The following is a 22999-nucleotide window of genomic DNA, read 5'->3' as shown; positions in this document are numbered from 1 at the left end:
GCGTCGCTACGCAGGAAGAAGCGCTGTGTCACGCATAAATTGACCGATACGTCAGCACTAATGGCCTAATATAGCGCCGTAACGACCCCTTTGCAGGATGGACTGGCCCGGCAATCGCAAAATTGGTGTCGATGCGGACCTATCGCAGTTGAAGGGCGACCAGAGCCACCGCGCCGATGACGATCCGATACCAAGCGAACGGTGCAAAACCGTGACGGCTGACGATGCCGACGAACCAGCGGATCACCACCAAAGCGACGACGAACGAGACGACGAAGCCGATCGCGATGCTGAGCCACTCGCCCTGCCCCAGGGTCGCGCCCGATTTGAGCAGGTCGTAGCCCGAGGCCGCGAGCATGGTCGGGATGGCGAGGAAGAAGGAGAATTCCGCCGCCGCGCGCCGATCGACGCCGAGGCTGAGCGCGCCCATGATCGTCGCTCCCGACCGGCTGACGCCCGGGATCATCGCGAGACACTGGACGACGCCGACGCCGAGCGCGGTGCTCCACGGCATCGCCTCGACCGATTCGATCCGCGCCTGTTTCACCAGCCGCTCGATCACGAGGATCGCGATGCCGCCGACGATCAGCGCGACCGCGACCACTGTCGGGCTTTCGAGCAACGCCTTGACCGCCTTGTAGACGAGTACGCCGATCGCCGCGGCGGGCAGGAAGCCGAGCGCGATATTGCGCACGAACGCCCAGGATTTGGGCTGGCCGCCGACGAGGCCCACCGCCACGTCCCAGAAGCGCCGCCAGTATAGGACGATCACTGCGAGGATCGCGCCCAATTGGATCACGATGTCGAAGGTCGCGGTCGCCTGGTCCTGCACGCCGAGCAGGGTGCCGGCGAGGATCAGATGGCCGGTCGAGGAGACGGGCAGGAATTCGGTGACCCCCTCGACGATGCCGAGGAGGATGACGGTGAGCAGGTCCATGAAACGTCCTTAAGCGGCGAGGGTTTCGGCGCGACGACCGAACCGGCCGGTGCGGCGGAAGCGAACGAGCCATTCGGGCGCGACCGCCTGCAGCGGGGTCGGGTCGACGCCGAGCGCCTCCAGCCCCGACGCCCCCGGCGCGACGACGTTGTCGCGCTGGAGCATCAGCCACTGGTCCTTGGTGATCGGCGCGAACGGCAGGCTGGCGAGCAGCGCGCCGGCCGCATCGGGCAGTTCGACGATCGACGGGCTGCGGCCGATCGTCCTGGCGATCCAGCGGATGATCTCGCCCATCGTCATCACGTCGGGGCCGCCGAGCTCGAACGTCTGGCCGGCGAAGCGTGCCTCGGTCGCCGCCGCCATCGCATCGCCGACATCGGCCGCGAACACCGGCTGGAACTTCACCGGCGCGCGCAGCACCGGCACCACCGGGGCCTTGCCGATCATGCCGGCGAAGCGGTTGATGAACTGGTCCTCGCGACCGAAGACGATCGACGGGCGGATGATCGCGGCGTTCGGGAAGGCGGCACGGACCGCCTCCTCGCCGCGGCCCTTGCTGCTGCCATAGGCCGAGGGCGCCGACGAATCGGCGCCGATCGCCGACATATGGACCAGCGTCGCGACCCCGGCCGCCGCGGCGGCCTCGGCGACGTTGCGCGCACCGCCGACATGGACGCGCTCGAAATCGCCGGCGAGCAGCCCGACCATGTTGATCACCGCATCGGCGCCCTGCACCGCGCGGCTGACCGTTTCGGGCAATGTCACGTCGGCGGCGACGAACTGCGTCTGGCCAAGACCGCCCAAGGGTTTGAGAAACCACGCATGCCGCGGATCGCGCTCGGCGACGCGCACCCGCGCGCCGCCGCGGAGCAGCGCCTGCACCACATAGCGGCCGACGAATCCGCCGCCGCCGAAGATCGTAACCAGCTTGTCTTTCATCGCCCGGGCCTCATTTTTTCGTCGCTGTGCTGATGTTTCGCCCCTTGCCCGGCGAAACCCGTGTTGACAAGCGCGGCGACCGCCCCCTAAAGGCCGCCGCCTACCCCGTGCCCAGATGGCGGAATTGGTAGACGCACCAGCTTCAGGTGCTGGCGATCGCAAGGTCGTGGAGGTTCGAGTCCTCTTCTGGGCACCATTTTCCGACCCCGGCATCCGCCGCGGCCGGAAAGCGCAGCGCACCGGCACGAACGCCGGGTCGCGCAGCGCCCACCCCGCCCCTATCCCGCCCGCAGCCAGCGGCGCAGCAGCGTCGTCACCTCGCCGGGCCGCTCCATCGGCGAGAGATGACCGCAGCCGCGCAGCACGTGCAGACGCGCGCCGGGAATCGCCTCGGCGAGTGCACGCGCGTCGTCGGGCGTGCAGATCCGGTCGCGGTCGCCGACCGCGACCAGCGTCGGCACGTGGATCGCTCGAATCGCCTCGGCGATGTCGGGGCGGGCGAGCAGCGCCGCCTGCTGCCGCGCGAAGACCGCCGGGCCGAGCCGTTCCGCCATCGCCAGCGCCGGACCGCTGACGATCGCCGAGAGCTGCGGATCGGCATGCGGCGCGGTGGCGATCAGGCCCTGGTCGGCGACGGTGCGCGCGCGCGGCTCCATCGAGGCGCGGGTGCCGAACAAGGCGATGCGGGTGATCCGGTCGGGCGCCTGGCGCACCATCTCCAGCGCGACATAGCCGCCGAGGCTGACCCCGGCGACGGCGCCACGCGGCGGCATCGCGGCGAGCACCCGCGCCGCCATCGCGCCGATCGTCGCATCCTGCGACAGATCGCCGAAGTCGGGCTCGGCGATATCAGCAAGGTCCATGATCTGGCGCGCCCACAGGCGCCCGTCGCAGCCCATCGCGGGCAGCAGCATCAGGGGCAGGCGCGTTCGGTCCATGGGGTCTCCGAGGGTTGCGGGCGGCGGAAGGTGAGCAAGGCCGCGGCGAAGCGCAGCGCGATCAAGGCGGCGTCGCGGTTCACCCGGCGACGAACGGAAAGGCGAGTGCGATCATCCCGACCAGTGTCATCACCGCGCACACCATCGCGGCGGGCAGCAGCGTAAACCGCTGGTGGTCGGCGAGGTCGACGCCGGCGAGGCTAACGAGCAGATACGTCGACGGCACCAGCGGGCTGAGCAGATGCACCGGCTGGCCCATCAGCGAGGCGCGCGCGATCGCCATCGGCGAGACGCCGTAATGCGCGCCCGCCTCGGCGAGGATCGGCAGCATGCCGAAATAGAAGGCGTCGTTGGAGATGAAGAAGGTGAAGGGCAGGCTGAGCAACGCGGTGATCGGCGCCATATACGGCCCCATCACCGGCGGGATCATGCCGACGACTTCCTTGCTCATCGCCTCGACCATGCCGGTGCCGCCGAGGATACCGGTGAAGATGCCTGCCGCGAAGATCAGCGACACCACCGACAGCACGTTGCCGGCATGTGCGGCGATCCGCTCCTTCTGTTCGGCGACGCCGGGATAGTTGACGATCATCGCGATCGCGAAGGCGATCATCATCAGCACCGACAGCGGCAGCAGCCCCCAGACGAGCAGGGTGAGCAGCGTGACGACGAGCAGGCCGTTGAACCAGATCAGTTTCGGCCGGCGCGCCTCGGGATATTGCGACACCGCCATGCCGGTGAACTCCGCCTCCTCGCGTGCCTGCACCGCACCGATGCGGGCGCGCTCCTTGCGGCCGAACCACACGGCCAGCGCGAGCAGGCTGGCGAGGCCGGCGATCATCCCGGGGATCAGCGGCAGGAACAGCGTCGCCGGATCGAGCTTGAGCGCACTCGCCGCGCGCGCGGTCGGGCCGCCCCAGGGGGTGAGGTTCATGATGCCGCTGGTCGCCATCAACAGGCAGCACAGATACAGCCGGTTCATGTCGTAGCGCTTGTAGAGCGGCAGCAGCGCGGCGATCGTGATGATATAGGTGGTCGAGCCGTCGCCATCGAGGCTGACCAGCGCGCACAGCACGACGGTGCCGAGCAGGATGCGCGTCGGATCGCCGTGCACCAGCCGGATCAACCGGCCGACCAAAGGATCGAACAGGCCGGTATCGGTCATCGTCGAGAAGAACAGGATCGCGAACAGCAGCATCACGCCGGTTGGCGCGAGATTCTTGATGCCGTCGATCATCATGTCGCCGAGCCCGGCCGCCTGGCCGGCGATCACGCCGAAGATCGTCGGGATGACGATCAGCGCGACCAGCGGGGTCATCCGCTTGGTCATGATGAGCGTCATGAAGGTGGCCACCATCAGGAAGCCGAGCAGCGCCAGATCCATGGGCATGTTCCTTGGAAAGATCAGAAGGTGACGGCAACGCGGGCGCTGACGGTCTCGCCGGAATCGGCGCCGGTGACGGCGCCGCTGCGATTGTCGGTGTCCCAATGGATGGCGTTGACCTGTACGCGCGTGAAGCTGTTGAGATACCAGTTCACGCCGAGACTCCCCGCCCATCCCTCGCCGCCGGTGACGAGATCGGTATAGTCGAGACTCTCATAGCGGCCGGTCAGCTCGATCGCGCCGGGACCCCCGTCGAAAGTCGGCCGCTTGACCTTGGGCTGGCCGAAACTGCCGAGCCGCGGATTGTACGGCGGCAGGTCGCCGGTGATGAAGAAGCCGCCCGACAGGCTCCACGCCTTGCTGACGAAATCGGACCGGCCGCCGTCCAGCCGCGCATTGCGCCGCCCAGCCTCGCCCATCACCCACAAGGGCCCGCGATAGCCGCCCAGCTCGACGCCATAGCCGGTGGTGCCGGTGCCGCCGAGCAAGGTGCCGGTCGAGACGCGCAGGGCGCCGTTGAAGCGGCCGCCGATCACCGTGTTGCGGGTCAGCGTCGTCGCCGCGGACGACAGGCTCTCGTCGAAGCCCCAGATGCCGACGTGCATCACCGTGTCGTCGGTCTTGACCGGGTTCCAGTGCGCGCGGCCCAGCACGGTGCGGCCGTCGCTCACCGCCTGCGTGCCGTCGACGCGGTCGCCGGTGACGGTCAGCGAGGCGTGGCCGGTCTTCCAGAACAGGCGCGGCATGATGCCGATACCGTAGAAGCCGCGCTGCGGGATGATCGCGGTGGCGACCGTCGTGCGTTCGAGGAACGGCGTCGAATCCGATCCGGTCGAGCCCTCGAAGCTGCGATCGTTGAACAGATGGCCGGCGCGCACGTCGTAATCGATTCCCGGCGCGATCCGGTTGCGCCAGCCCATGAAGGCGGTGACGACGTCGACCTCGTTCTCCGAAAAATCGGCTTCCATCTGATAGAAGAAATGGGCGCCGACGCCGCCCTCCAGCCCGAGGCGCAGCGCGCGCATCCCGGTGGTGGTGAGGTTGCGCGTGTCCGATCTGGAACCGAATGTGCTGCTGACGTCGGCGAGGATGCGCCCGCGCGGCTTGAACGTGTAGACGCCGTCCGCCGAGTGGAAGACGGGCAGGCCGGCGCCCCATTCGGTGGTCACGCCCGACGGATTGTCGCGTGCCGCGGTCGCCTGTGCGACGTCGCGGTCGGCCGGGCCGGGCGGCACCAGCTGCGGCGCGAACGGCACCGTGCGGCGGACCTGTGGCGGCGCCGCCTGCGCGACCTGTGGCGGCGGCGTCTGCGCGGGGGCGGGCGCCGGGGCCGGCGCGGCGGCGAGCGCCTGCTGGCCCTCGATCCGATCGAGCCGGGCGCGCAGCGCGGCGATCTCGGCCGCCTGCGCGCGCACCAATTCGGCAAGCTCGGCCTGCGTCGGCGTCTGGGCGAGCGCGGGGGTGGCGGCGACGAGCGCCAGCAGGGCAGCTCCGGTACGCAGGATCATGGGGTGGAAGCTCCGGCAAGGGTCGCGCGCCAGTCGCGCAGGAAGCGCTGGCGGGTGATGCGGTCGAGGGGGACGAGGAGTTGCGGCCCGACGCGGATCGGGCGCGCCTGCGCCGCGGGCAGCCGCCGCGCCGGCACGTCGGCGCGCACCGGCCACAGGCTGCGCGCGGCGAGCAGGCTCTGGCCGCGCCGCGACAGCAGGAAATCGAGGAACAGCTTGGCGCTTGCCGGCGACCGGGCCTGACGCGCGATGAAGGCGATGCGCGAGGTGACGATCGTATAGTCGCTCGGCAGCACCACGCCGAGCCGCGGATCGCGCTTCGCCTGTTCCAGCGCGTAGGAGGCGATGACGTTATAGGCGATCGCCTGCCGTCCGGCGGCGACCGCGGCGAGCATCGGCTCGGTCCGCTCCGCCAGCACCGGCCTGGTCGCCGCGATCGCGGCGATCAGCGCGCGGCTGTCGCGGGTGATTGCGAGGTCCTCGGTCAGATAGAGATAGCCGACGTTGGAGCGCGCCGGATCGAAGGTGGTGACGCGGCCGGTGAACTGCGCGCGCCGCGTGCGCAGCAGCGCCTCGAGCGCGGCATGGCTGCGCGGCCGCTGCGCGTCGGGGATCAGCCGGCGGTTGTAGACGATGCCGATCGGCTCGGCGGTGACGCCATAGCCGATGTTCTTCCACACCGCCTGCGCCGGCAGCGCCGGCTTTTCCGGGCTGGCATAGCCCTGACCGAACCCGTCGTTGATGAGCTTGACCTGCAACGCCATCGCCGACGACCAGACGAAATCCGCCGACGGCCGCCGCGCGCGCGTTTCGCCGACCAGCCGGCGGTAGATCTCGATCGAGCCGAGGTCGACGTAGCGGACGCGGATCGTGGGATAGAGGCGGTGGAAGCCGGCGACGACGCCGACCAGCTCGCTGCGGTCGGCATTGCCGTAGACGGTCAGCCCGCCCTCCGCCTTTGCCGCGGCGATCAGCCCGTCATAGGAGCGCGGATAGCCCGCCGGCCGGGTCTGGGCGTGCGCCGTCGCCGCTGCCGCCAGCATCATCATCGTCCCGAATAGGATCGTCCGCATCCCGGCTCCTCTCGCTTTTCCGCTTCTGTGATCGGATAAGCTGCCATCGTGGGATATCCGGCGCACCTGTCAGCAACCTTTCACCGGGTGAAACCATGCGAATCCTGATGATCGAGGACGATGCGGCGCTCGCCCGGAGCATCGCCGCGCTGCTGCGCGCCGGCGGCCATGCGGTCGATCATTGCGCGAGCGGCGAGGAGGGGCTGACGTTGGTCTCGGGCGAACCCTATGCGCTGCTGATCCTCGACGTCGGCCTGCCCGACATCGACGGCTTCACCGTGCTTGAACGGCTGCGGCGGCGCGGCGAGAAGGTGCCGGTGCTGATGCTGACCGCGCGCGACGCGCTCGACGACCGGGTGCGCGGGCTCGACCTCGGCGCCGACGATTATCTGCGCAAGCCGTTCGAGCCGCAGGAGCTGGAGGCGCGCGTGCGGGCGCTCGGCCGGCGCCGCGGCGGCGATCCGACGCCGGTGGTGACGATCGGCGCGCTGACGCTCAACCGCTCGACCGGCCAGGCCGAGGTGAGCGGGCGTGCGCTCGACCTGCGCCGCCGCGAATGGGCGGTGCTCGACGCGCTCGCCACCCGCGCCGGGCAGGTGGTGCCGCGCGAACTGCTGCTCGCCGAGGTGTTCGGCTATGACGAGCCGGTCGGCCCCAACGCGATCGAGGTCAACGTCACCCGGCTGCGCAGCAAGCTCGCCCCCGACGGCCCGCAGATCCGCACGGTGCGCGGCGTGGGATATCTGCTCGATGCGGGGTGAGGCGGGATGACCCACCATTGCCGACGGACGGCGACCCGCCCCCTCCCCCGCGGCGCTACCTGATGCCCGCCCCCCGCGCCATCGCGCTGCGCACGCGATTGCTCGTCGCGATGCTCGGGCCGTTGCTCGGCGTCGCGGTGCTGCTTGGTGTTGCGGGCGCGGCGCTGATCGCCGACGTCGTGCGGCGGACCAACGACCGCGTGCTCGGCGGGGCGCTCGGGGCGATCGCCGAGACGGTGCAGGTCGAGCGCGGCGAGGTGACGCTCGATTTGCCGCCCGCCGCCTTCGGCATGCTGGAGAACAGCGAGCGCGACAACGTCTATTACCGCATCGCGGTCGGCGGCGAGCTGCTCACCGGCTATGCCGACCTTCCCGCCCCCGCCCCCGATGCGCTGGCGATCGACCAGCCGCGCTTCCGTTTCGCCGACTATCGCGACCAGCGCATCCGCATCGCCGAGGTGCGCCGCGCCTTGCCCGGTATCGAGCGGCCGGTCGTCGTCCAGGTCGCCGAGACGCTCGACGGCCGCCGCGCGCTCAGCCGCCGGCTGATGATCGCGCTGCTCGGCGGCGAACTCGCGCTGGTCGGCATTGCCATTCTGCTGCTGCGCCCGGCGCTCGGCTGGAGCCTGCGCCCGCTCGCCCGGCTGCGCGGCGCGGTCGAGGCGCGCGAGGGCCATGCCGCGCCCGACCTGTCGCCGATCGACGCCGGCCCGCTGCCGCTCGAACTGCGCCCGCTCGCCGAGGCGTTCGACCGGCTGCTCGCCCAGCTCGACACCGCGACCGCCGCGACGCGCCGCTTCACCGCCGACGCCTCGCACCAGATGCGCACGCCGCTGTCGGTGCTCAAGGTGCAGATCGAGCTTGCCCGCCGCGGCTCGCGCGAGGCGCTCGACGAGATCGCCACCGCCGCCGCGCGGCTCGAACGGCTGCTGATCCAGCTGCTCGCGCTCGCCCGCGCCGAGGAGGCGGGCGCCGCGCCGCCGCTCGAGCGCGTCGACCTGCGCGAGGTGGCGGTCCGCGTCATCAGCCGCCGCATCGGCCAGGCGATCGACGCCGGCGTCGAACTCCAGCTCGACGCCGCGGCGGCGCCCGCCTGGGTGCACGGACACCGCACTTTATTGGTCGAAATCCTCAGCAACCTTATCGACAATGGCATCCGCTACAACCGGCGCGGCGGCACCGTCACCGTCGCGATCCGCGACGCCGACGGCGGCGTCGATCTCTCCGTGCGCGACGACGGACCCGGCATCGCCGCCGCCGATCGCGACCGCGCGCTGGAGCGGTTCGTCCGCCTCGGCGACCGCCATGCGCCCGACGGCAGCGGCCTCGGCCTTGCCGTCGTACGCTCCGCCGCGGCGCGGATCGGCGCGACGCTGCGACTGGCCGACGCCGAACCCGGCCTCGCCGTCCTCCTCCACCTGCCCGACGCGCCGTCATCGTAGTAAATCGTCGGTTAACGAGAATTCGCCTCATTTCGGTTGGATTATTCTTCGTAGACTTGCTCCCCCCTGCTGACGACAGCTGCCGATATCCACCGGCTTTGCTTGGTATTTTCAGTTGCTTTGTTAGGCAACCAATTGCGATACTTGGAGTTGTTGATGAAACAGGTGGGAGAGCACGGTGAACGAGCCGCGCGTCAGTTCATGGTTTGATGCTTTCTCCGCGGAGAAGACGCGGCAGCTTGCCGTGGATCGCAGCCGGGCGGTGTCGTTGCGCGGCAGCACCGAACTCGCGCGGATCGTCGACGTCGTGCGCGATCATTATCACCGACCCTATGCGGCGATCTCGATCATCGACAAACGCTCGCAGATCCTGCTCGCCGAGCGCGGCCTTGGTATCGCCGAGACCGCGCGCAGCACCGCCTTCTGTGCGGTGACGATCCAGCAGGGCGGCCGCGTGCTCGTCGTGCCCGATGCGCGCGAGGACGCCCGCTTCGCCAAGTTCGACAGCGTCACCCGCGATCCCTTCGTCCGCTTCTACGCGGGCGTGCCGATCCACGACGAGGCGGGCATGGCGCTCGGCGCACTCTGCATCGCCGACAGCGCGCCGCTGACCGGGGATTTCGACCGGTCGCTGCTCGTCATGATGGCCCGCGAAGCCGAGCGCGCCATTGCCGCCATCGCCCCCGCTCCCACCCCCGCACCGACGCCCTGGCGGCTCCGCCTCGAGTCCGACGTCTGATCGGGCCGCGGGTCAGGCCGCCCTCGCCGGGCACGGCAAATCACCCGATCGGCATAACGATGGGCGCTACGCCGGGCGCCTCGCCCGCGGCATAAGGGCAGGATGTCGTCGCTTCCCCCTCCCGTGGTCGAGACCGGTGCTGGACCGGTCGAAGGGCGCCGCCATGGCGCGCTCACCGTCTTTCGCGGCATTCCCTATGCCGCGGCCCCCGTCGGCGCGCACCGCTTCGCGCCGCCCGCACCGGTGCCGCGCTGGTCCGGCGTGCGGCCGGCGGTCGAGCCCGGCGCCAACGCGCCGCAGCGAACCCGCAAGCTGCCCGGCCTCGATGCCGCGCCGCTGATCGGCGAGGGCTGGACGCCGGGCGACGAATATCTCGCGCTCGACGTCTGGTGCCCGGCGGGGGACGAGCGGGCGCGCCCGGTCATGGTGTTCATCCACGGCGGCGGCTTCGTCGTCGGCAGCAAGGACGCGGGCGTGCAGACCGGCGCGAGCTTCGCGCGCGACGGCATCGTCTATGTCGCGATCAACTATCGCATGGGGGTCGACGGCTTCCTGCCGATCCCGGGCGTGCCGACCAACCTCGGCCTGCGCGACATGATCGCCGCACTCGGCTGGGTGCGCGACGAGATCGCAGCGTTCGGCGGCGATCCCGCCAACGTCACCGTCTTCGGTGAGAGTGCGGGCGCGATGGCGATCGCCGATCTGATCGCCTCGCCGCTCGCCAGGGGGCTGTTCCAGCGCGCCATCGTGCAGAGCGGCCATGGCGGCATGACCCGCACCGTCCCGGTCGCGCAGCGGCTGGTGCGCAAGATGGCGGCGTTGCTCGGCGTCACCCCCGATCGCGCCGGGTTCGCGAACGTCGCACCCGGCGACCCGCTGCTCGATGCGGTGGAGACGGTGTCGCTGCCCACCACCCGGCTCGACCTGCGCGGCGACGACGGGCGCGAGCCGGTGTTCGGGATCAGCCGCTTCGTCCCCGTCCACGGCGACGACGTGCTGCCGCTCGCGCCGCTGGAGGCGCTCAAACAGGGCGCCGGTGCCGAGGTCGCGCTGCTGATCGGCAGCAACCGCGAGGAGATGAACCTCTATCTCGTCCCCAGCGGCGTCCGCGACACATTGAACAGCGCGGTCGGCAGGCTGCTCGCCTGGGTCGTGCTGCGCAAGTCGCAGCCGCGCGCCTGGGCCGTGCTCAAGGCCTATGGCATGGGGCGCGGCAAACCCGCCGGACAGGCGCTGACCGATGCGATGACCGACCTCGTCTTCCGCTGGCCGGCGCGCCGCTTCGCCGAGGAGCATCGCGGCCGCACCCATATGTACGAATTCGAATGGCGCTCGCCGCGCTACGGCGACGGGCTCGGCGCGTCGCACGGCATGGAATTGCCCTTCGTCTTCGACAGCCTCGCCACCTGCACCGGCGCGGAAGGATTGTGCGGCACCGCGCCGCCGCAGGACCTCGCCGACCGCATCCACGCGCTCTGGGTGCAATTCGCCCGCGACGGATCGCTGCCCTGGGCGCCGTTCGAGCGCGACGGCCGCACCGTCTACCAGCTCGCCGCCGGCGAACCGGTCGCCGAACCGGTGATGCCCGCTGCCGCCTTCCTGCCCTGATCGGATTGCGCCCATGTATCTCGATCGTCTGCGCCTCGACGGGCGCACCGCCTTCGTCACCGGCGCCGCGCAGGGCATCGGCTTCGCTTGCGCCGATGCACTCGGCGAGGCCGGCGCGCGCGTCATCCTCGCCGACCGCGATCCCGACGCGCTCGGCGCCGCGCTCGAGCGCCTGCGTGGCCAGAACCGCCCCGTCGACGGCGTCCTGCTCGACGTCACCGATCCCGCCGCGGTGACCCGCATCGCCGACAGCGCCGGCGTGGTCGACGTGCTCGTCAACAACGCCGGCATCGCGCGCAGCGACACCCCCGCCGAAGACGTCACCGACGAGCAATGGCGCAACGTCCTCGACGTCAACCTCAACGGCACCTTCTGGTGCGCGCGCGGCTTCGGCCGGCATATGCTGGCACGTGGCAGGGGCAGCATCGTCAACATCGGCTCGATGTCGGGGTTCATCGTCAACCGCCCGCAGCCGCAGAGCTATTACAACGCCAGCAAGGCCGCGGTGCATCAGCTCACCCGCAGCCTCGCCGCCGAATGGGCGCCGCGCGGCGTACGCGTCAACGCGGTCGCGCCGACCTATATCGCCACCCCGCTCAACGCCTTCGCCGACAAGGAGAGCGAAATGTACCGCCGTTGGATCGACGGCACGCCGCAGGCGCGGCTCGGCGAACCCGAGGAGGTCGCCGCGATCGTCCATTTCCTCGCCAGCGACGCCGCCAGCCTGATGACCGGCAGCATCGTCCTCGCCGACGGCGGCTACAGCTGCTGGTGATCGGCGAAGTCGCAGAGCCGATCGGCATATCCGATCGACCTTTCCGATAGGTAGCGAAAGGCGCACAACCTTTCTGACAGGTGGGCGAAGACTCACCGGCCGAAGAGAGGATTTTCGATGCGCCTTCGCACCCTGTTTGCCGTCACCACCGCGCCCGTCGCGCTGCTCGCCTTTGCCGCACCCGCCGCCGCGCAGGTCGCCGAGGCCCCCGACGTCACCGATACCGCCCCACCCGGCCGCGCCACCGGTGCCGCGCCGCAGACCGGCGATCAGGACATCGTCGTCACCGCCCGCAAGCGTGCCGAGTCGCTGCTCGACGTGCCGATCGCCGCCACCGCGATCAGCGGCAATACGCTGACCGAACGCGGCGTCAATTCGGTGCGCGAGGCGGCCTCGCTCACCCCCGGCCTCAACATCGCCAGCGACGGCGCCGGCCGCGCCTTCGTCTCGATCCGCGGCGTCGGCGTCACGCTGGTGCAATCGGTGCAGCCCGGCGTCGGCCTGTTCATCAACGGCATCTACCAGCCCAACACCTCCTACCTCAACAATCCGCTGCTCGACATCGACCGGATCGAGGTGCTGCGCGGCCCGCAGGGCACGCTGTACGGCAAGAACACCTTGGGCGGCGCGATCAACGTCATCACCCGCCAGCCGTCGAACGAGACCGAGGCGCGCGGCAATTTCAGCTTCGCCGGCCCCGACGACAGCATCCTCGCCTCCGCCTCGGTCAGCGGCCCGATCATCAAGGACGTGCTGCAGGTTCGCGTCGCCGCCGGCCACCGCCAGCAGGACGGCTTCCTGCGCAACAACCTGCTCGGCATCGACGCCAGCCCGTTCAAGACCGACTCGCTCAACACCACGATCCGCTTCGTCCCGACCGGCGACGTCGTGCTGACCGTCAACGGCTATTACGACTGGGTCGACGGCGCCAACACGCCTTATGCGCGCGTCACCGGCCCGACCGATTATTCGCGGATCGTCCAGTTCAACGCACCCAATCGCATCCAATATCGCTATCGCGGCGTCAACGCGCGGCTGGAGACGCCGATCGAGGCGATCAATTCCAAATTCACCCTCGTCGGCTCCTATGACGCGCGCAACGGCGTCTCCCCCAATAGCGACGCCGATTTCGGCCCCGCCGACATCGCGCGCAGCAACGGCACCGACAGCCTGCGCACCAAGACCGTCGAGACCCGCCTCGACACCGAACTCAGCGGCACGCTCAGCACCCTGCTCGGCCTGTTCTACAGCCGCGAGGAGGCGACCGCGTTCGACCGCACCCGCATCCTGCCCGCCAACCTCACCCGCCTGACCAACAACGCCACCAAGGCGGACACCTATGCCGCCTTCGGCACGATCTTCTGGAAGCCGACGACGGCCTGGGAGATCGCGCTCGGTCTGCGCTACGATCACGAGAAGCGTAGCGCCGATGGCGACATCGCGATCACCGTCGGCGCGGCGGCGCTGCCGACCACCCTCTCCAATGCGCAGCTCAAATCCGATCAGGTCGAGCCGCGCCTGTCGGTCACCCGCCACTGGACCAGCCAGTTGATGACCTATGCCTCGGTGGCGCGCGGCTATCGCGGCGGCGGCTTCAACGCACCGACCGCGCCGATCCGCACCTACAAGGGCGATTCGGCATGGACCTATGAGATCGGCTCGAAATACGTCTCGCCCAATCGCGCGTTCAGCCTGTCGGGCGACGTCTTCTACAACGATTATTCCAACTACATCGGTCTCAACTCGATCGCGCCGGCGGCGGGAGGCGGCCTCGTCACCGTCGATCTCAACAGCGGCGACGTCGAAAGCTACGGCGCCGAGCTGGAGGCGACGATCCGGCCGGTGTCCAACTGGACGATCAACGGCAGCGTCACCTACATCCACGCCCGACTGACCGATTCCTCGCCCTATACGCTGGTGACCGGCCGCACGCTGTCGTCCGACCGGCTGACCTTCCAGCCCGATTTCAGCGGCAACATCTACAGCGACTATACCATCCCCCTCGGCGGCGAGGACACGCTGACGCTGACCGGCGGCGTCGTCGCCAAGGGCAGCCGCCTCGCCGCGACGCTCAACCAGACGACGCCGACCTTCCTGCGCCCCTATGCGCTGGTCAACGCCGCGATCACCTATCGCACCGGCCCGCTGGAGGTGGCGGCCTTCGCCAACAACCTGCTCCAGAAGAACTATTTCGACGCCTATATCGAAAGGACGACGCTCGCCCTCGCCGGCCTGCCCGCCTCCGATCTCGGCATCATCGGCGATCGCCGCCGCATCGGCGTCCGCCTCGGCTTCAGGTTCTGACCCCATGCATATCGACACCGCCCTCCCCCGCGCCGCGCCCGACCCGGCGTTCCTCGACCGGCTGCGCGCGCGCTTCGGCGAGCGCCTCCATCTCACCGACGCGATGCTGCGCCAGCATGGCTCGAACGAGGCGCATTTCGACGTCGTCCTGCCCGACGCGGTCGTGTTCGCGCATTCGACCAAGGATGTCGTCGATCTCGTCAACCTCTGCGTGGCCGCCGACGTGCCGATCGTGCCGTTCGGCGCCGGCACCTCGATCGAGGGCAATGCGGTGCCGGTGCGCGGCGGCGTCAGCGTCAATCTCGGCGAGATGAACCAGATCGTCGCGGTCAATGCCGAGGATTTCGACTGTACGGTGCAGGCCGGCTGCCGCCGCGAGCAGCTCAACGAGCATCTCCGCGACACCGGCCTGTTCTTCCCGATCGATCCCGGCGCCAATGCCACGATCGGCGGCATGGCCTCGACCCGCGCCAGCGGCACCAATGCGGTGCGCTACGGCACGATGCGCGAGGCGGTGCTGAGCCTCAAGGTCGTCACCCCCGACGGCAAGGTCGTCACCACCGCGCGCCGCGCGCGCAAGTCGGCGGCGGGCTACGACCTTACCCGCCTCTACGTCGGCAGCGAGGGCACGCTCGGCATCATCACCGAGGTGACGCTGCGCCTGCATCCGATCCCCGAGACGATCTCGTCCGCGGTGTGCGGCTTCGACAGCCTCGAAGGCGCGATCACCACCGTCGTCCAGTCGATCCAGGCCGGCGTGCCGCTCGCCCGCGTTGAAATCCTCGACGACATGCAGATCCGCGCGGTCAACGCCTGGTCGAAGCTCGCCTTGCCCGAGGTGACGACCTTGTTCTTCGAATTCCACGGCTCGCCGGGCAGCGTCGCCGAGCAGGTCGAGATGGTCGGCATGCTCGCCGCGGAGAATGGCGGCGGCGACTTCGCCTGGTCCAATTTGCCCGAGGAGCGCGGCAGATTGTGGAAGGCGCGGCACGAGGCCTATTATGCCGCGGTGGCGCTGCGCCCCGGCGCGGTCGGCTGGGCGACCGACGTCTGCGTGCCGATCAGCCGCCTGCCCGAATGCATCACCGCCACCAAGGCGGACCTCGCAACGTGCAGCGTCCCCGCGACGATCCTCGGCCATGTCGGCGACGGCAATTTCCACGTCATCTTCGCGATGGATCCGCAGTCCAAAGCGGATCTCGCCGAGGTCGAGAGCGTCAACGCCCGCCTCGTCGCCCGCGCGCTGGCGATGGACGGAACGTGCACCGGCGAACACGGCATCGGCATCGGCAAGCAGCATTGGCTGGTCGAGGAACTCGGCGACGCCGTCGACGTGATGCGCACGCTGAAACGCGCGCTCGACCCGAAGGACCTGTTCAACCCGGGCAAGATCTTCAGTTTGTGACCGTTCCTAAAAGCCCCTCCCCTTCAGGGGAGGGGTTGGGGTGGGGCCTGTCCGTGAGCGTAGGCCTCGGTGACACACCCCCCACCCCCCACCCCTCCCCTGAAGGGGAGGGGCGTACTTCGTCGCCCCAGGAGCCAGCCATGCCCGCCACGCCCACCTTCTCCCGCTCGCTCCTCCCGCTGCTCGCTCTCGCCTTGGCGATGATGCTCGGCTTCGCGACGATGGGATCGTTCGGCACCGTGCAGGAGGGCGCCAAGGCCGAACTCCGCCTCAGCGACTATACCCTGAGTCTGATCCAGGGGCTCAGCGCCGCATTGCCGCTGGCGCTCTTCTCGATCCCGATCGGCATCTGGGTCGACCGCCACAATCGCGTCCGCATCATGATCGTGCTGGTCGCCACCTTCGTCCTCGGCACCGTCCTCACCGCGGTCGCGCAGAGCGTCGCCTTGCTGTTCGTCGCGCGCATGCTGACCGGCATCGGCACCACCGGCGCGCTCACCGCGGCGCTGTCGCTTTGCGCCGACCTCTGCCCGCCGACGCAGCGCGGTCGCGCGTTGCTCGTCGTCAACCTCGGCAAGTCGCTCGGGCAGGCGATGGCGTTCGGCCTCACCGGCGCCCTGTTCGGCCTGTTCCTCCATGGCGGCGCCCCCGACTGGTTCTGGCACGCCGCGCCGTGGCGCAGCGCGCATCTCGCGCTCGCTTTGCTCGGCGCCGTCTTCATGATCCCGCTGTTCCTGCTGCGCGAGCCCGCCCGCCACGAAGTCGCCGCGAGCACCCACGCCCCGTTCCGCGTCGTCGCCGGCGAACTATGGGCGCGCCGGGGCTTCCTGCTGCCCTTGTTCATGGGACAGGTCAGCGTCGTGATGGCCGACGCCGCCGCCGCGATCTGGGCGGCGCCCGTGCTGTCGCGCAGCTTCGGCCTCCGCCCCGATCAGGTCGCGGGCTGGATGGGAACGATGATCTTCGTCGCCGGCCTGCTCGGCGCGATCGTCGGCGGCGTCTCCGCCGACTGGGGGCAGAAGAGCGGTCGCCGCGGCGGCCTGCTGATCGGCGCGGTGATCGCCGCCGCGATCGGCATCCCCGCCGGGCTGTTCCCGATCGCACCGTCCGTCCCCGTGTTCGGGGCGGCGCTCGGGCTGCTGCTGCTGTGCGGTGCGGTGACCGGCGTCGTCACCTCGGTGGCGCTGACCGTGCTCATCCCCAACGAGCTGCGCGGCCTGTGCATCGGCGCGTTCATCGCCATCGCCGGGCTAATCGGCTTCGGCGTCGCCCCGACGCTGGTCGCGGCGGCAAGCAGCCTGTTCGGCGGCGAATCGCATCTCGATCAGGGGCTCGCCACCGTCGGCGCCGCGACCAGCACGCTGTCGCTGCTCGCCTTCTTCGTCGCGATGCGCCGCGCCCCCGCGACGGCGACCGCGGAACCTATCTGAAAGCTCTTGCATCAGCTATCCGATAGGTTCATCATCCCCCTCAACGATAGAATGAGAGGTTAGGATGAAAACGCGGGTCGAGGTATCGCCGGAAATGTTCGCCTTCATCGGCGAGGGATCGTTGCCGATGGCGGATTGGACGTTCGAGGCGGTGGCGTTCGGCTACCGGCTCGCCCCCGCGACCTTCGACTTCCACCCGGCCGCCGACGCCGACGCGCTCGAAGCGGCGGAGATCGTCTTCGTCGTCGCGACGAGCGCCTGCACCCGAATCTTCGGCGGCGCACCCGATCGCGCCGGCAGCTGGCATATCCCCAGCGACATGCGCGCGATCGCGCTCACCCTGCAACCCGGCCGGCTGGCGAGCGCCGCCGCCGCGACGCTGCGCATCGCCAAGTGCATCGAGCTGATCTGCGCGACCTTCGAGAAACTGGGCGAGGGCAGCCTGATCCCCGCCGACGGCAGCGGCGCCCTGTCCGCCGGCGAGGCGCAGCGCATCGCCGCGGCGCGCCGCCTGATCGACGAGCGCTGGCACGAGAAGCTCACGCTCGATTCGATCTCGCGCGCCTGCGGCCTCAACCGCGCCAAGCTCACCCGCGGGTTCCGCTCGATGTTCGCGATGAGCGTCGCCGACGCGATCACCGACCGCCGGCTGAGCGGCGCGCGCGAGCTGCTGCTCGCCACCGATTTGCCGGTCTCGTCGATCGGCTATCGCTGCGGCTATCTCAACAACGCCAGCTTTACCCGCGCCTTCTCGCGCCGCTACGGCCAGGCGCCGACGCAGCTGCGCAACCACCCGCTCGCCGCATGACCCCCGATCTTTCCGGTTCGCTGGTCGATCAGGCGGTCCGCCGCGTCCGCGACCATATCCGCGCCGCCGACCTCAAGGTCGGCGACACTTTGCCGGGCGAGGGCCAGTTCGCCAGCGACCTCGGCGTCAGCCGCGCGGTGATGCGCGAGGCGTTCGGCGCGCTCGCCGCGCTGCGCGTCATCGACGTCGGCAACGGCCGCAAGGCGCGCGTCGGCGCGATCGACGGCTCGGTCATGGCCGCCTCGATCGACCATGCCGTCGCCACCGCGCAGATCACCACCAGCGACGTCTGGGACGTCCGTCGCACGCTCGAATTGCGCACCGCCGCGCTCGCCGCCGAACATCGCAGCGACGCCGACGCCCGGCTGATCGTCGACCATGCTGCGCAGATGGCGACCAGCGCCGACGACGTCGACCGGCTGATCCGCCACGACATCGCCTTCCATCAGGCGATCGCCCGCGCCGGCGGCAATGCGCTGTTCCACCAGATCGTCCGCTCGTTCGAGCAATTGATGCGCGTCGCCGTCCCCACCGCCTGGCAGACGCGCGAGACGCCCGAGCAGCGCGACACGGTCTTCGCCGTCCACCGCAACCTCGCCGCCGCCATCGCCGATCGCGACGCCGCCGCCGCCGCGACGCTGATGGACGCGCATTTCGACCGCGCGATCAGCGACATCTTCGTCCGCTAGAACGCGACCCCGGCGGCGGCGAGCTGCGCCTCGATCGCATCCACCGTCGTGCCCTGCGCCAGCGGCATCGCGATCGCCCGCGTGTACGGCGTCCAGATCGCCGCCGCGAAGCCCTCGCGCCGCGCATCCAGCGCCGACCACGCTACGCAGAAGTCGTAGGCGAGCCCGACGAACACGCACCGCCGCACCCCGATATCGTTGAGATAGCCCGCCAGCCCGGTCCGCGTCGTCTTATCGTTTTCGAAGAAGGCCGAATAGGAATCGACGTGCCGATGCTGCCCCTTGCGCAGGATCAGCCCCGCCCGCGCCACCGCAGCGGCCACCGCCGGATGGAAATCGGCGCCCGGCGTGCCTTGGACGCAATGATCCGGCCACAGCACCTGCTCGCCATACGGCATCCGCACCGTCTCGAACGGCTGCCGGCCGGCATGGCTGCTCGCGAACGAACTGTGCCCGGCGGGATGCCAGTCCTGCGTCACCACGACATGCGCGAAGCGCGCGGCGAGGTCGGCGATCGGCGCCATCACCGCGTTGCCGTCCGCCACCGCGAGCCGCCCGCCGGGACAGAAGTCGATCTGTGGATCGACGATGACGAGCGCATCCGCGGGTGTGACGTCGCTGGGGTTCATGCCGCCTCTTACCGACCCAAGCGCGGGACCGCAAAGCGCGTGCGAATTCCTGCGTCGACACCGGCGTTCGCGCGTTGGAGGCGCTTGGCGGTCGCGGTGACCGCCGGGAGAGGTTCATGAGCACGACCCTGACCGCGAAGTTCGAGACGCGGCGCGAAGCGGAAATGACGGTGGAACGGCTGGTGCAGCAGTTCGAGATTCCGCGCACCGACGTGTTCATCGCCGCCGACGGCCCCGACAATACCGTCGGCACCGAGGACGCCGGCTCCGACACCGAGGCCGGCGCCCCCACGCCGGAGGCGCGCGACGACGGCGCCCACGCCGGCGCGGTCGTCGTGTCGGTCGACATCAACGACGCAACGCTCGCCGACGAGGTGAAGGAGGCCTTCGCCGAATTCAACGCGGCGGACGTCACCGCCGATTGACGCCCAGCGGCCGGACGCCTCGCGTCCGGCCGACGCGCGAGACTTGTCGCGGCGCCCGCATGACGTAAGGTCGGCGCGATACGCGCACCGGACCAACCGGTGCCGATGGTTTCGACAGGGGATTCTCCATGCGTCACGCTCTTGCCCTGCTGCTGGTGTCGGCGGCACCGCTCGTCCAGGCCGACGACGCCCCGCCCCAGGCCGCCCCGCCCAAAGCCGGCCCGCCCCGTTCCGCAGCGACCGCCACGCAGGACGCGGCGCTGCTGCAATTCCTCGATCGCGCCTTCGACGAACAGCTCGATCGCAATCCGGAGGCGCTGACCCAGCTCGGCCTCAAGACGCACGAGGACCGGCTCGACGATTACACCGATGCCGGCGCGCGCGCCGATCAGGCGCTGGCCGAACGCCAGTTGCAGGACATGCACGCGCGTTTCCGCCCCGACCAGCTCGGCGAGAGCGCGCGGGTCAGCTATCGCTTGTTCGAATATGAGGTGACGCGCGGGCGCGAATCGCTCCGCTTCCGCAAGCTGCGCTTCCCGGTCTCGACCACCGGCAGCCCGGCCGGCGACATTCCGGTGCTGCTGATCAACAACCACCGGATCGACACGCTCGCCGACGCCCGCGCCTATATCGCCCGACTGCGCGACACCGAGCGGGTGATGCGAGAGGTCGCCGCGACGATGCGCGAACAGGCGGCGGCGGGCATCGTCCCCAACAAGGTCAATTTCGCCCCCGCCCGGTCCGACGCGCGCGCCGTCGTCACCGGTGCGCCCTTCGACGCCGGCCCCGATTCGACGCTGCTCGCCGATTTCCGCAAGAAGGTGACCGCGCTCGACGTGCCGCCGGCGACCCGGACGCAGCTCGTCGCCGAGGCGTCCGCGGCGCTGACCGGTCCGTTCCGCCGTGGCTACGACGTGCTGTTCGCCGCGCTCGACGCGGTCGAGCCGCTGTCCAAGGGCAATTTCGGCGCGTGGAGCCTGCCCGACGGCGCGGCCTATTATGCCGACCGCCTCAAGACCGCGACCACCACCGATCTGACCGCCGAGCAGATCCACGCGCTCGGGCTGCGCCAGGTCGCGACGATCCGGCAGGAGATGGAGGGGATCAAGCGCGAGGTCGGCTTCACCGGCACGCTCGACCAGTTCTTCGACAAGATCCGCACCGATCCGCAGTTCAAATATCCCAACACCGCGGCGGGGCGGCAGGCGTATCTTGGCGATGCGCGCGCGGTGATCGCCGGGGCGATGGCGGCGGCACCCCGCTATTTCCGCGTCCTGCCCAAGGCGCCACTGGAGGTCCGCGCGGTCGAGCCATGGCGTGAGCGGACCGCATCGACCGCCTTCTACGATCCGCCCTCGGCGGACGGATCGCGACCGGGCATCTATTACGTCAATCTGATCGACATGACGCAGACGCAGAAGGTGCAGGTCGCCGGCATCGCCGCGCATGAGGGCGCGCCCGGCCACCATTTCCAGATCGCGCGCCAGCAGGAGCTGACCGGCATCCCCAAGTTCCGCAAATACGGCGGCTACGGTGCCTATGCGGAGGGCTGGGGCCTCTATGCCGAGCGGCTCGCCGACGAGATGGGGCTCTACAAGGATCCCTATGCCCGGTTCGGCATGCTGTCGCTGCAGATGTGGCGGGCGATCCGGCTGGTGCTCGACACCGGCATCCACGCGCAGCGCTGGGATCGCGACAAGGCGATCGCCTATTTCCGCGCCAACAGCTCGGTCTCCGACACCGACATCGCGCGCGAGGTCGATCGCTATTTCAACTGGCCCGGCCAGGCGACCAGCTACATGGTCGGCCAGCTGCGGATCAGCGAGGCGCGGACGCGGGCCCAGCGCGCGCTGGGAGCGAAGTTCGACATCCGCGACTTCCACGAGGCGGTGCTCGACCAGGGCGCGCTGCCGCTCGACCTGCTCGACGAACAGGTGACCCGCTACATCGCCGCCAAACGCTAGGCGGCGCGGCGCTCGGTCAGGAACAGCAGGAACACCGCCGTCGTCAGCACCGCGCCGACGGTGGCGGTCGCGGTCCAGCCGCCGCGGTCGTAGCTGATCGTCGCCAGTGTCGAGCCGAGCGCGCCGGCGAGGAAGACCATCGTCATATAGACTGAATTGATCCGCCCGCGCGCCTCGGGCGCGATCGCGAAGAGCACGCGCTGGCCGAGCACCTGGTTCATCTGCGTCGCCGCGTCGAGCACCACCGCCGCGACCGCGAGCAGGATCAGCGCATGCGCCGCCCCGGCCCAGCCGGCGAGCAGGAAGGCGAGGATCGCCGCCGCCAGCGCGCCCGCGGTGCCGGCGCGGACATGGCCGCGGTCGCCGAGCCGCCCCGCGATCGGCGCCGCCAGCGCGCCGCCCGCCCCGGCGAGCGCGAACAGCGCGATCCCCATCTGGCCGAGCCCGAAACGCTGCGCGAGCAGCAGCGGCACCGTCGTCCAGAACAGGTTGAACGCGGCGAACATCGTCGCCTGATAGGCGGTACGGCGGCGGATCGCGGGCGTGCGGACGAGCAGCGACAGGCCCGATCGCAGGAGCGCGCCATAGCCCAGATCGGGCTCGGGCCGCCGCTGCGGCACGGTGCGCGCGATGAGCAAGGCGAGCAGCGCCATGCCGATCGCCGACAGTCCGAAGATCGCGCGCCACCCCGCCACCGCGGCGAGCCCGTTGGCCAGTGGCCGGGCGAGCATGATGCCGGTGATCAGCCCGCCCATGATGTTGCCGACCACCTGGCCGCGGCGCCGTTCGGGGGCGAGATGCGCGGCGAGCGGCACCATGATCTGCGCGCCGACCGAGCAGAAGCCGGTGAGGAACGAGAAGATCAGGAAGCCCGTCGCCCCCGTCGCGGTCCAGATCCCGACCAGCCCGAGGCAGGCGCCGACCGTGAGCAGCAGGATCAGCCGCTTGTTCTCGACCCGGTCGGCGAGCGAGACGACGAAGAACAGCCCGGCACCATAGCCGAGCTGAGTCAGCGCGACGACGAGCCCGGCGACACCACCGTGCAGCCCCAGCGCCGGCGCGATCTCGCCGATGAGCGCCTGCGCGTAATAGAGGTTGGCGACCATCAGCCCGCAGGCGAGCGAGAAGATCGCGGTGAGCCCCGGGCTGATCCCGGCATGGTCGGTCTGGTCGGTCATCGCCGCCGCCTAACGCCTCCGGCGCCTCGCGTCGCGCGCCGATCGCCAGGCCCGCGCCCGATC

General features: G+C 70.0%; 20 protein-coding genes and 1 tRNA gene. 13 read left to right on the top strand and 8 right to left on the bottom strand.

The window, feature by feature from the left end:
- Window positions 1–139: 139 nt before the first annotated feature.
- Both AC07UH_RS14110 and AC07UH_RS14105 read right to left on the bottom strand, forming a co-directional pair.
- Window positions 140–937 carry an undecaprenyl-diphosphate phosphatase gene (locus tag AC07UH_RS14110; protein WP_495181593.1) on the bottom strand — a complete coding sequence of 266 codons (798 nt, stop codon included), beginning with the start codon at window positions 935–937 and terminating at the stop codon, window positions 140–142.
- A gap of 9 nt (window positions 938–946) precedes the next feature.
- Window positions 947–1876 (bottom strand): complex I NDUFA9 subunit family protein, encoded by a 930-nt coding sequence (locus AC07UH_RS14105; protein WP_495181594.1) that lies wholly within the window; start codon window positions 1874–1876, stop codon window positions 947–949.
- Window positions 1877–1985: 109 nt separating this feature from the next.
- Between AC07UH_RS14105 and AC07UH_RS14100 the strand changes: the two genes are divergently transcribed.
- Window positions 1986–2072: transfer RNA gene (locus tag AC07UH_RS14100), tRNA-Leu, on the top strand.
- 82 nt (window positions 2073–2154) lie between these two features.
- Here the strand turns inward: AC07UH_RS14100 and AC07UH_RS14095 are convergent.
- From AC07UH_RS14095 to AC07UH_RS14080, 4 genes are all read right to left on the bottom strand, one after another.
- A complete protein-coding gene (locus AC07UH_RS14095) occupies window positions 2155–2814 on the bottom strand; it encodes an alpha/beta fold hydrolase (RefSeq protein WP_495181595.1) in 660 nt (219 codons plus the stop codon).
- A gap of 79 nt (window positions 2815–2893) precedes the next feature.
- A complete protein-coding gene (locus AC07UH_RS14090; protein ID WP_038665892.1) occupies window positions 2894–4198 on the bottom strand; it encodes a CitMHS family transporter in 1305 nt (434 codons plus the stop codon).
- 20 nt (window positions 4199–4218) lie between these two features.
- Window positions 4219–5706: an OprO/OprP family phosphate-selective porin gene (locus AC07UH_RS14085; protein ID WP_495181596.1), complete on the bottom strand. Its 1488-nt coding sequence runs from the start codon at window positions 5704–5706 to the stop codon at window positions 4219–4221.
- Window positions 5703–6779 carry an ABC transporter substrate-binding protein gene (locus AC07UH_RS14080; protein WP_495181597.1) on the bottom strand — a complete coding sequence of 359 codons (1077 nt, stop codon included), beginning with the start codon at window positions 6777–6779 and terminating at the stop codon, window positions 5703–5705. Before AC07UH_RS14080 ends, AC07UH_RS14085 begins: the two co-directional genes overlap by 4 nt.
- Window positions 6780–6886: 107 nt before the next feature.
- Here AC07UH_RS14080 and AC07UH_RS14075 point away from each other — a divergent pair, with 107 nt between their 5' ends.
- The 10 genes from AC07UH_RS14075 to AC07UH_RS14030 all read left to right on the top strand — a co-directional run bounded on the left by AC07UH_RS14075 (window position 6887) and on the right by AC07UH_RS14030 (window position 18740).
- Window positions 6887–7540 carry a response regulator transcription factor gene (locus AC07UH_RS14075; RefSeq protein WP_038667888.1) on the top strand — a complete coding sequence of 218 codons (654 nt, stop codon included), beginning with the start codon at window positions 6887–6889 and terminating at the stop codon, window positions 7538–7540.
- A gap of 62 nt (window positions 7541–7602) precedes the next feature.
- Window positions 7603–8982, top strand: a complete 1380-nt coding sequence (locus AC07UH_RS14070) for a sensor histidine kinase (RefSeq protein ID WP_495181598.1) — start codon at window positions 7603–7605, stop codon at window positions 8980–8982.
- A gap of 178 nt (window positions 8983–9160) precedes the next feature.
- On the top strand, window positions 9161–9721 hold the full coding sequence (locus AC07UH_RS14065; RefSeq protein WP_495181599.1) for a GAF domain-containing protein: 561 nt from the start codon (window positions 9161–9163) through the stop codon (window positions 9719–9721).
- Between the two features lie 102 nt (window positions 9722–9823).
- Window positions 9824–11329 (top strand): carboxylesterase/lipase family protein, encoded by a 1506-nt coding sequence (locus tag AC07UH_RS14060; RefSeq protein ID WP_495181600.1) that lies wholly within the window; start codon window positions 9824–9826, stop codon window positions 11327–11329.
- A gap of 13 nt (window positions 11330–11342) precedes the next feature.
- Window positions 11343–12104 carry an SDR family NAD(P)-dependent oxidoreductase gene (locus tag AC07UH_RS14055; protein WP_495181601.1) on the top strand — a complete coding sequence of 254 codons (762 nt, stop codon included), beginning with the start codon at window positions 11343–11345 and terminating at the stop codon, window positions 12102–12104.
- A gap of 117 nt (window positions 12105–12221) precedes the next feature.
- Window positions 12222–14408 carry a TonB-dependent receptor gene (locus AC07UH_RS14050; RefSeq protein ID WP_495181602.1) on the top strand — a complete coding sequence of 729 codons (2187 nt, stop codon included), beginning with the start codon at window positions 12222–12224 and terminating at the stop codon, window positions 14406–14408.
- A 4-nt stretch (window positions 14409–14412) separates the two neighbouring features.
- The gene (locus AC07UH_RS14045; RefSeq protein WP_495181603.1) at window positions 14413–15813 is read left to right on the top strand and encodes an FAD-binding oxidoreductase; all 1401 of its coding nucleotides are present in this window, start codon (window positions 14413–14415) and stop codon (window positions 15811–15813) included.
- A gap of 140 nt (window positions 15814–15953) precedes the next feature.
- Window positions 15954–17243, top strand: coding sequence for an MFS transporter (locus tag AC07UH_RS14040; RefSeq protein WP_495181604.1), 1290 nt, complete (start codon window positions 15954–15956; stop codon window positions 17241–17243).
- A 64-nt stretch (window positions 17244–17307) separates the two neighbouring features.
- Window positions 17308–18051, top strand: coding sequence for a helix-turn-helix transcriptional regulator (locus tag AC07UH_RS14035; RefSeq protein WP_495181605.1), 744 nt, complete (start codon window positions 17308–17310; stop codon window positions 18049–18051).
- Window positions 18048–18740 (top strand): FadR/GntR family transcriptional regulator, encoded by a 693-nt coding sequence (locus tag AC07UH_RS14030; protein ID WP_495181606.1) that lies wholly within the window; start codon window positions 18048–18050, stop codon window positions 18738–18740. Before AC07UH_RS14035 ends, AC07UH_RS14030 begins: the two co-directional genes overlap by 4 nt.
- Here the strand turns inward: AC07UH_RS14030 and AC07UH_RS14025 are convergent.
- Window positions 18737–19369 carry a nicotinamidase gene (locus AC07UH_RS14025; protein WP_495181607.1) on the bottom strand — a complete coding sequence of 211 codons (633 nt, stop codon included), beginning with the start codon at window positions 19367–19369 and terminating at the stop codon, window positions 18737–18739. The genes AC07UH_RS14030 and AC07UH_RS14025 overlap by 4 nt on opposite strands.
- Before the next feature lie 116 nt (window positions 19370–19485).
- On the opposite strand from AC07UH_RS14025, the gene AC07UH_RS14020 reads away from it, so the two are divergent.
- Together AC07UH_RS14020 and AC07UH_RS14015 are read left to right on the top strand one after the other, a co-directional pair.
- Complete coding sequence (locus tag AC07UH_RS14020) at window positions 19486–19794, top strand: hypothetical protein (protein ID WP_038665866.1); 309 nt, start codon at window positions 19486–19488, stop codon at window positions 19792–19794.
- A 128-nt stretch (window positions 19795–19922) separates the two neighbouring features.
- Window positions 19923–21758, top strand: coding sequence for a DUF885 domain-containing protein (locus AC07UH_RS14015; protein ID WP_495181608.1), 1836 nt, complete (start codon window positions 19923–19925; stop codon window positions 21756–21758).
- On the opposite strand, the gene AC07UH_RS14010 is transcribed toward AC07UH_RS14015, so the two are convergent.
- Window positions 21755–22936 (bottom strand): MFS transporter, encoded by a 1182-nt coding sequence (locus AC07UH_RS14010; protein WP_495181609.1) that lies wholly within the window; start codon window positions 22934–22936, stop codon window positions 21755–21757. The two genes, AC07UH_RS14015 and AC07UH_RS14010, sit on opposite strands and share 4 nt — an antisense overlap.
- Window positions 22937–22999: the final 63 nt, after the last annotated feature.

The sequence above is a fragment of the Sphingomonas sp. GW821-FHT04B01 genome (assembly GCF_059420425.1).
This window is presented reverse-complemented; position numbering and strand designations above follow the sequence as displayed.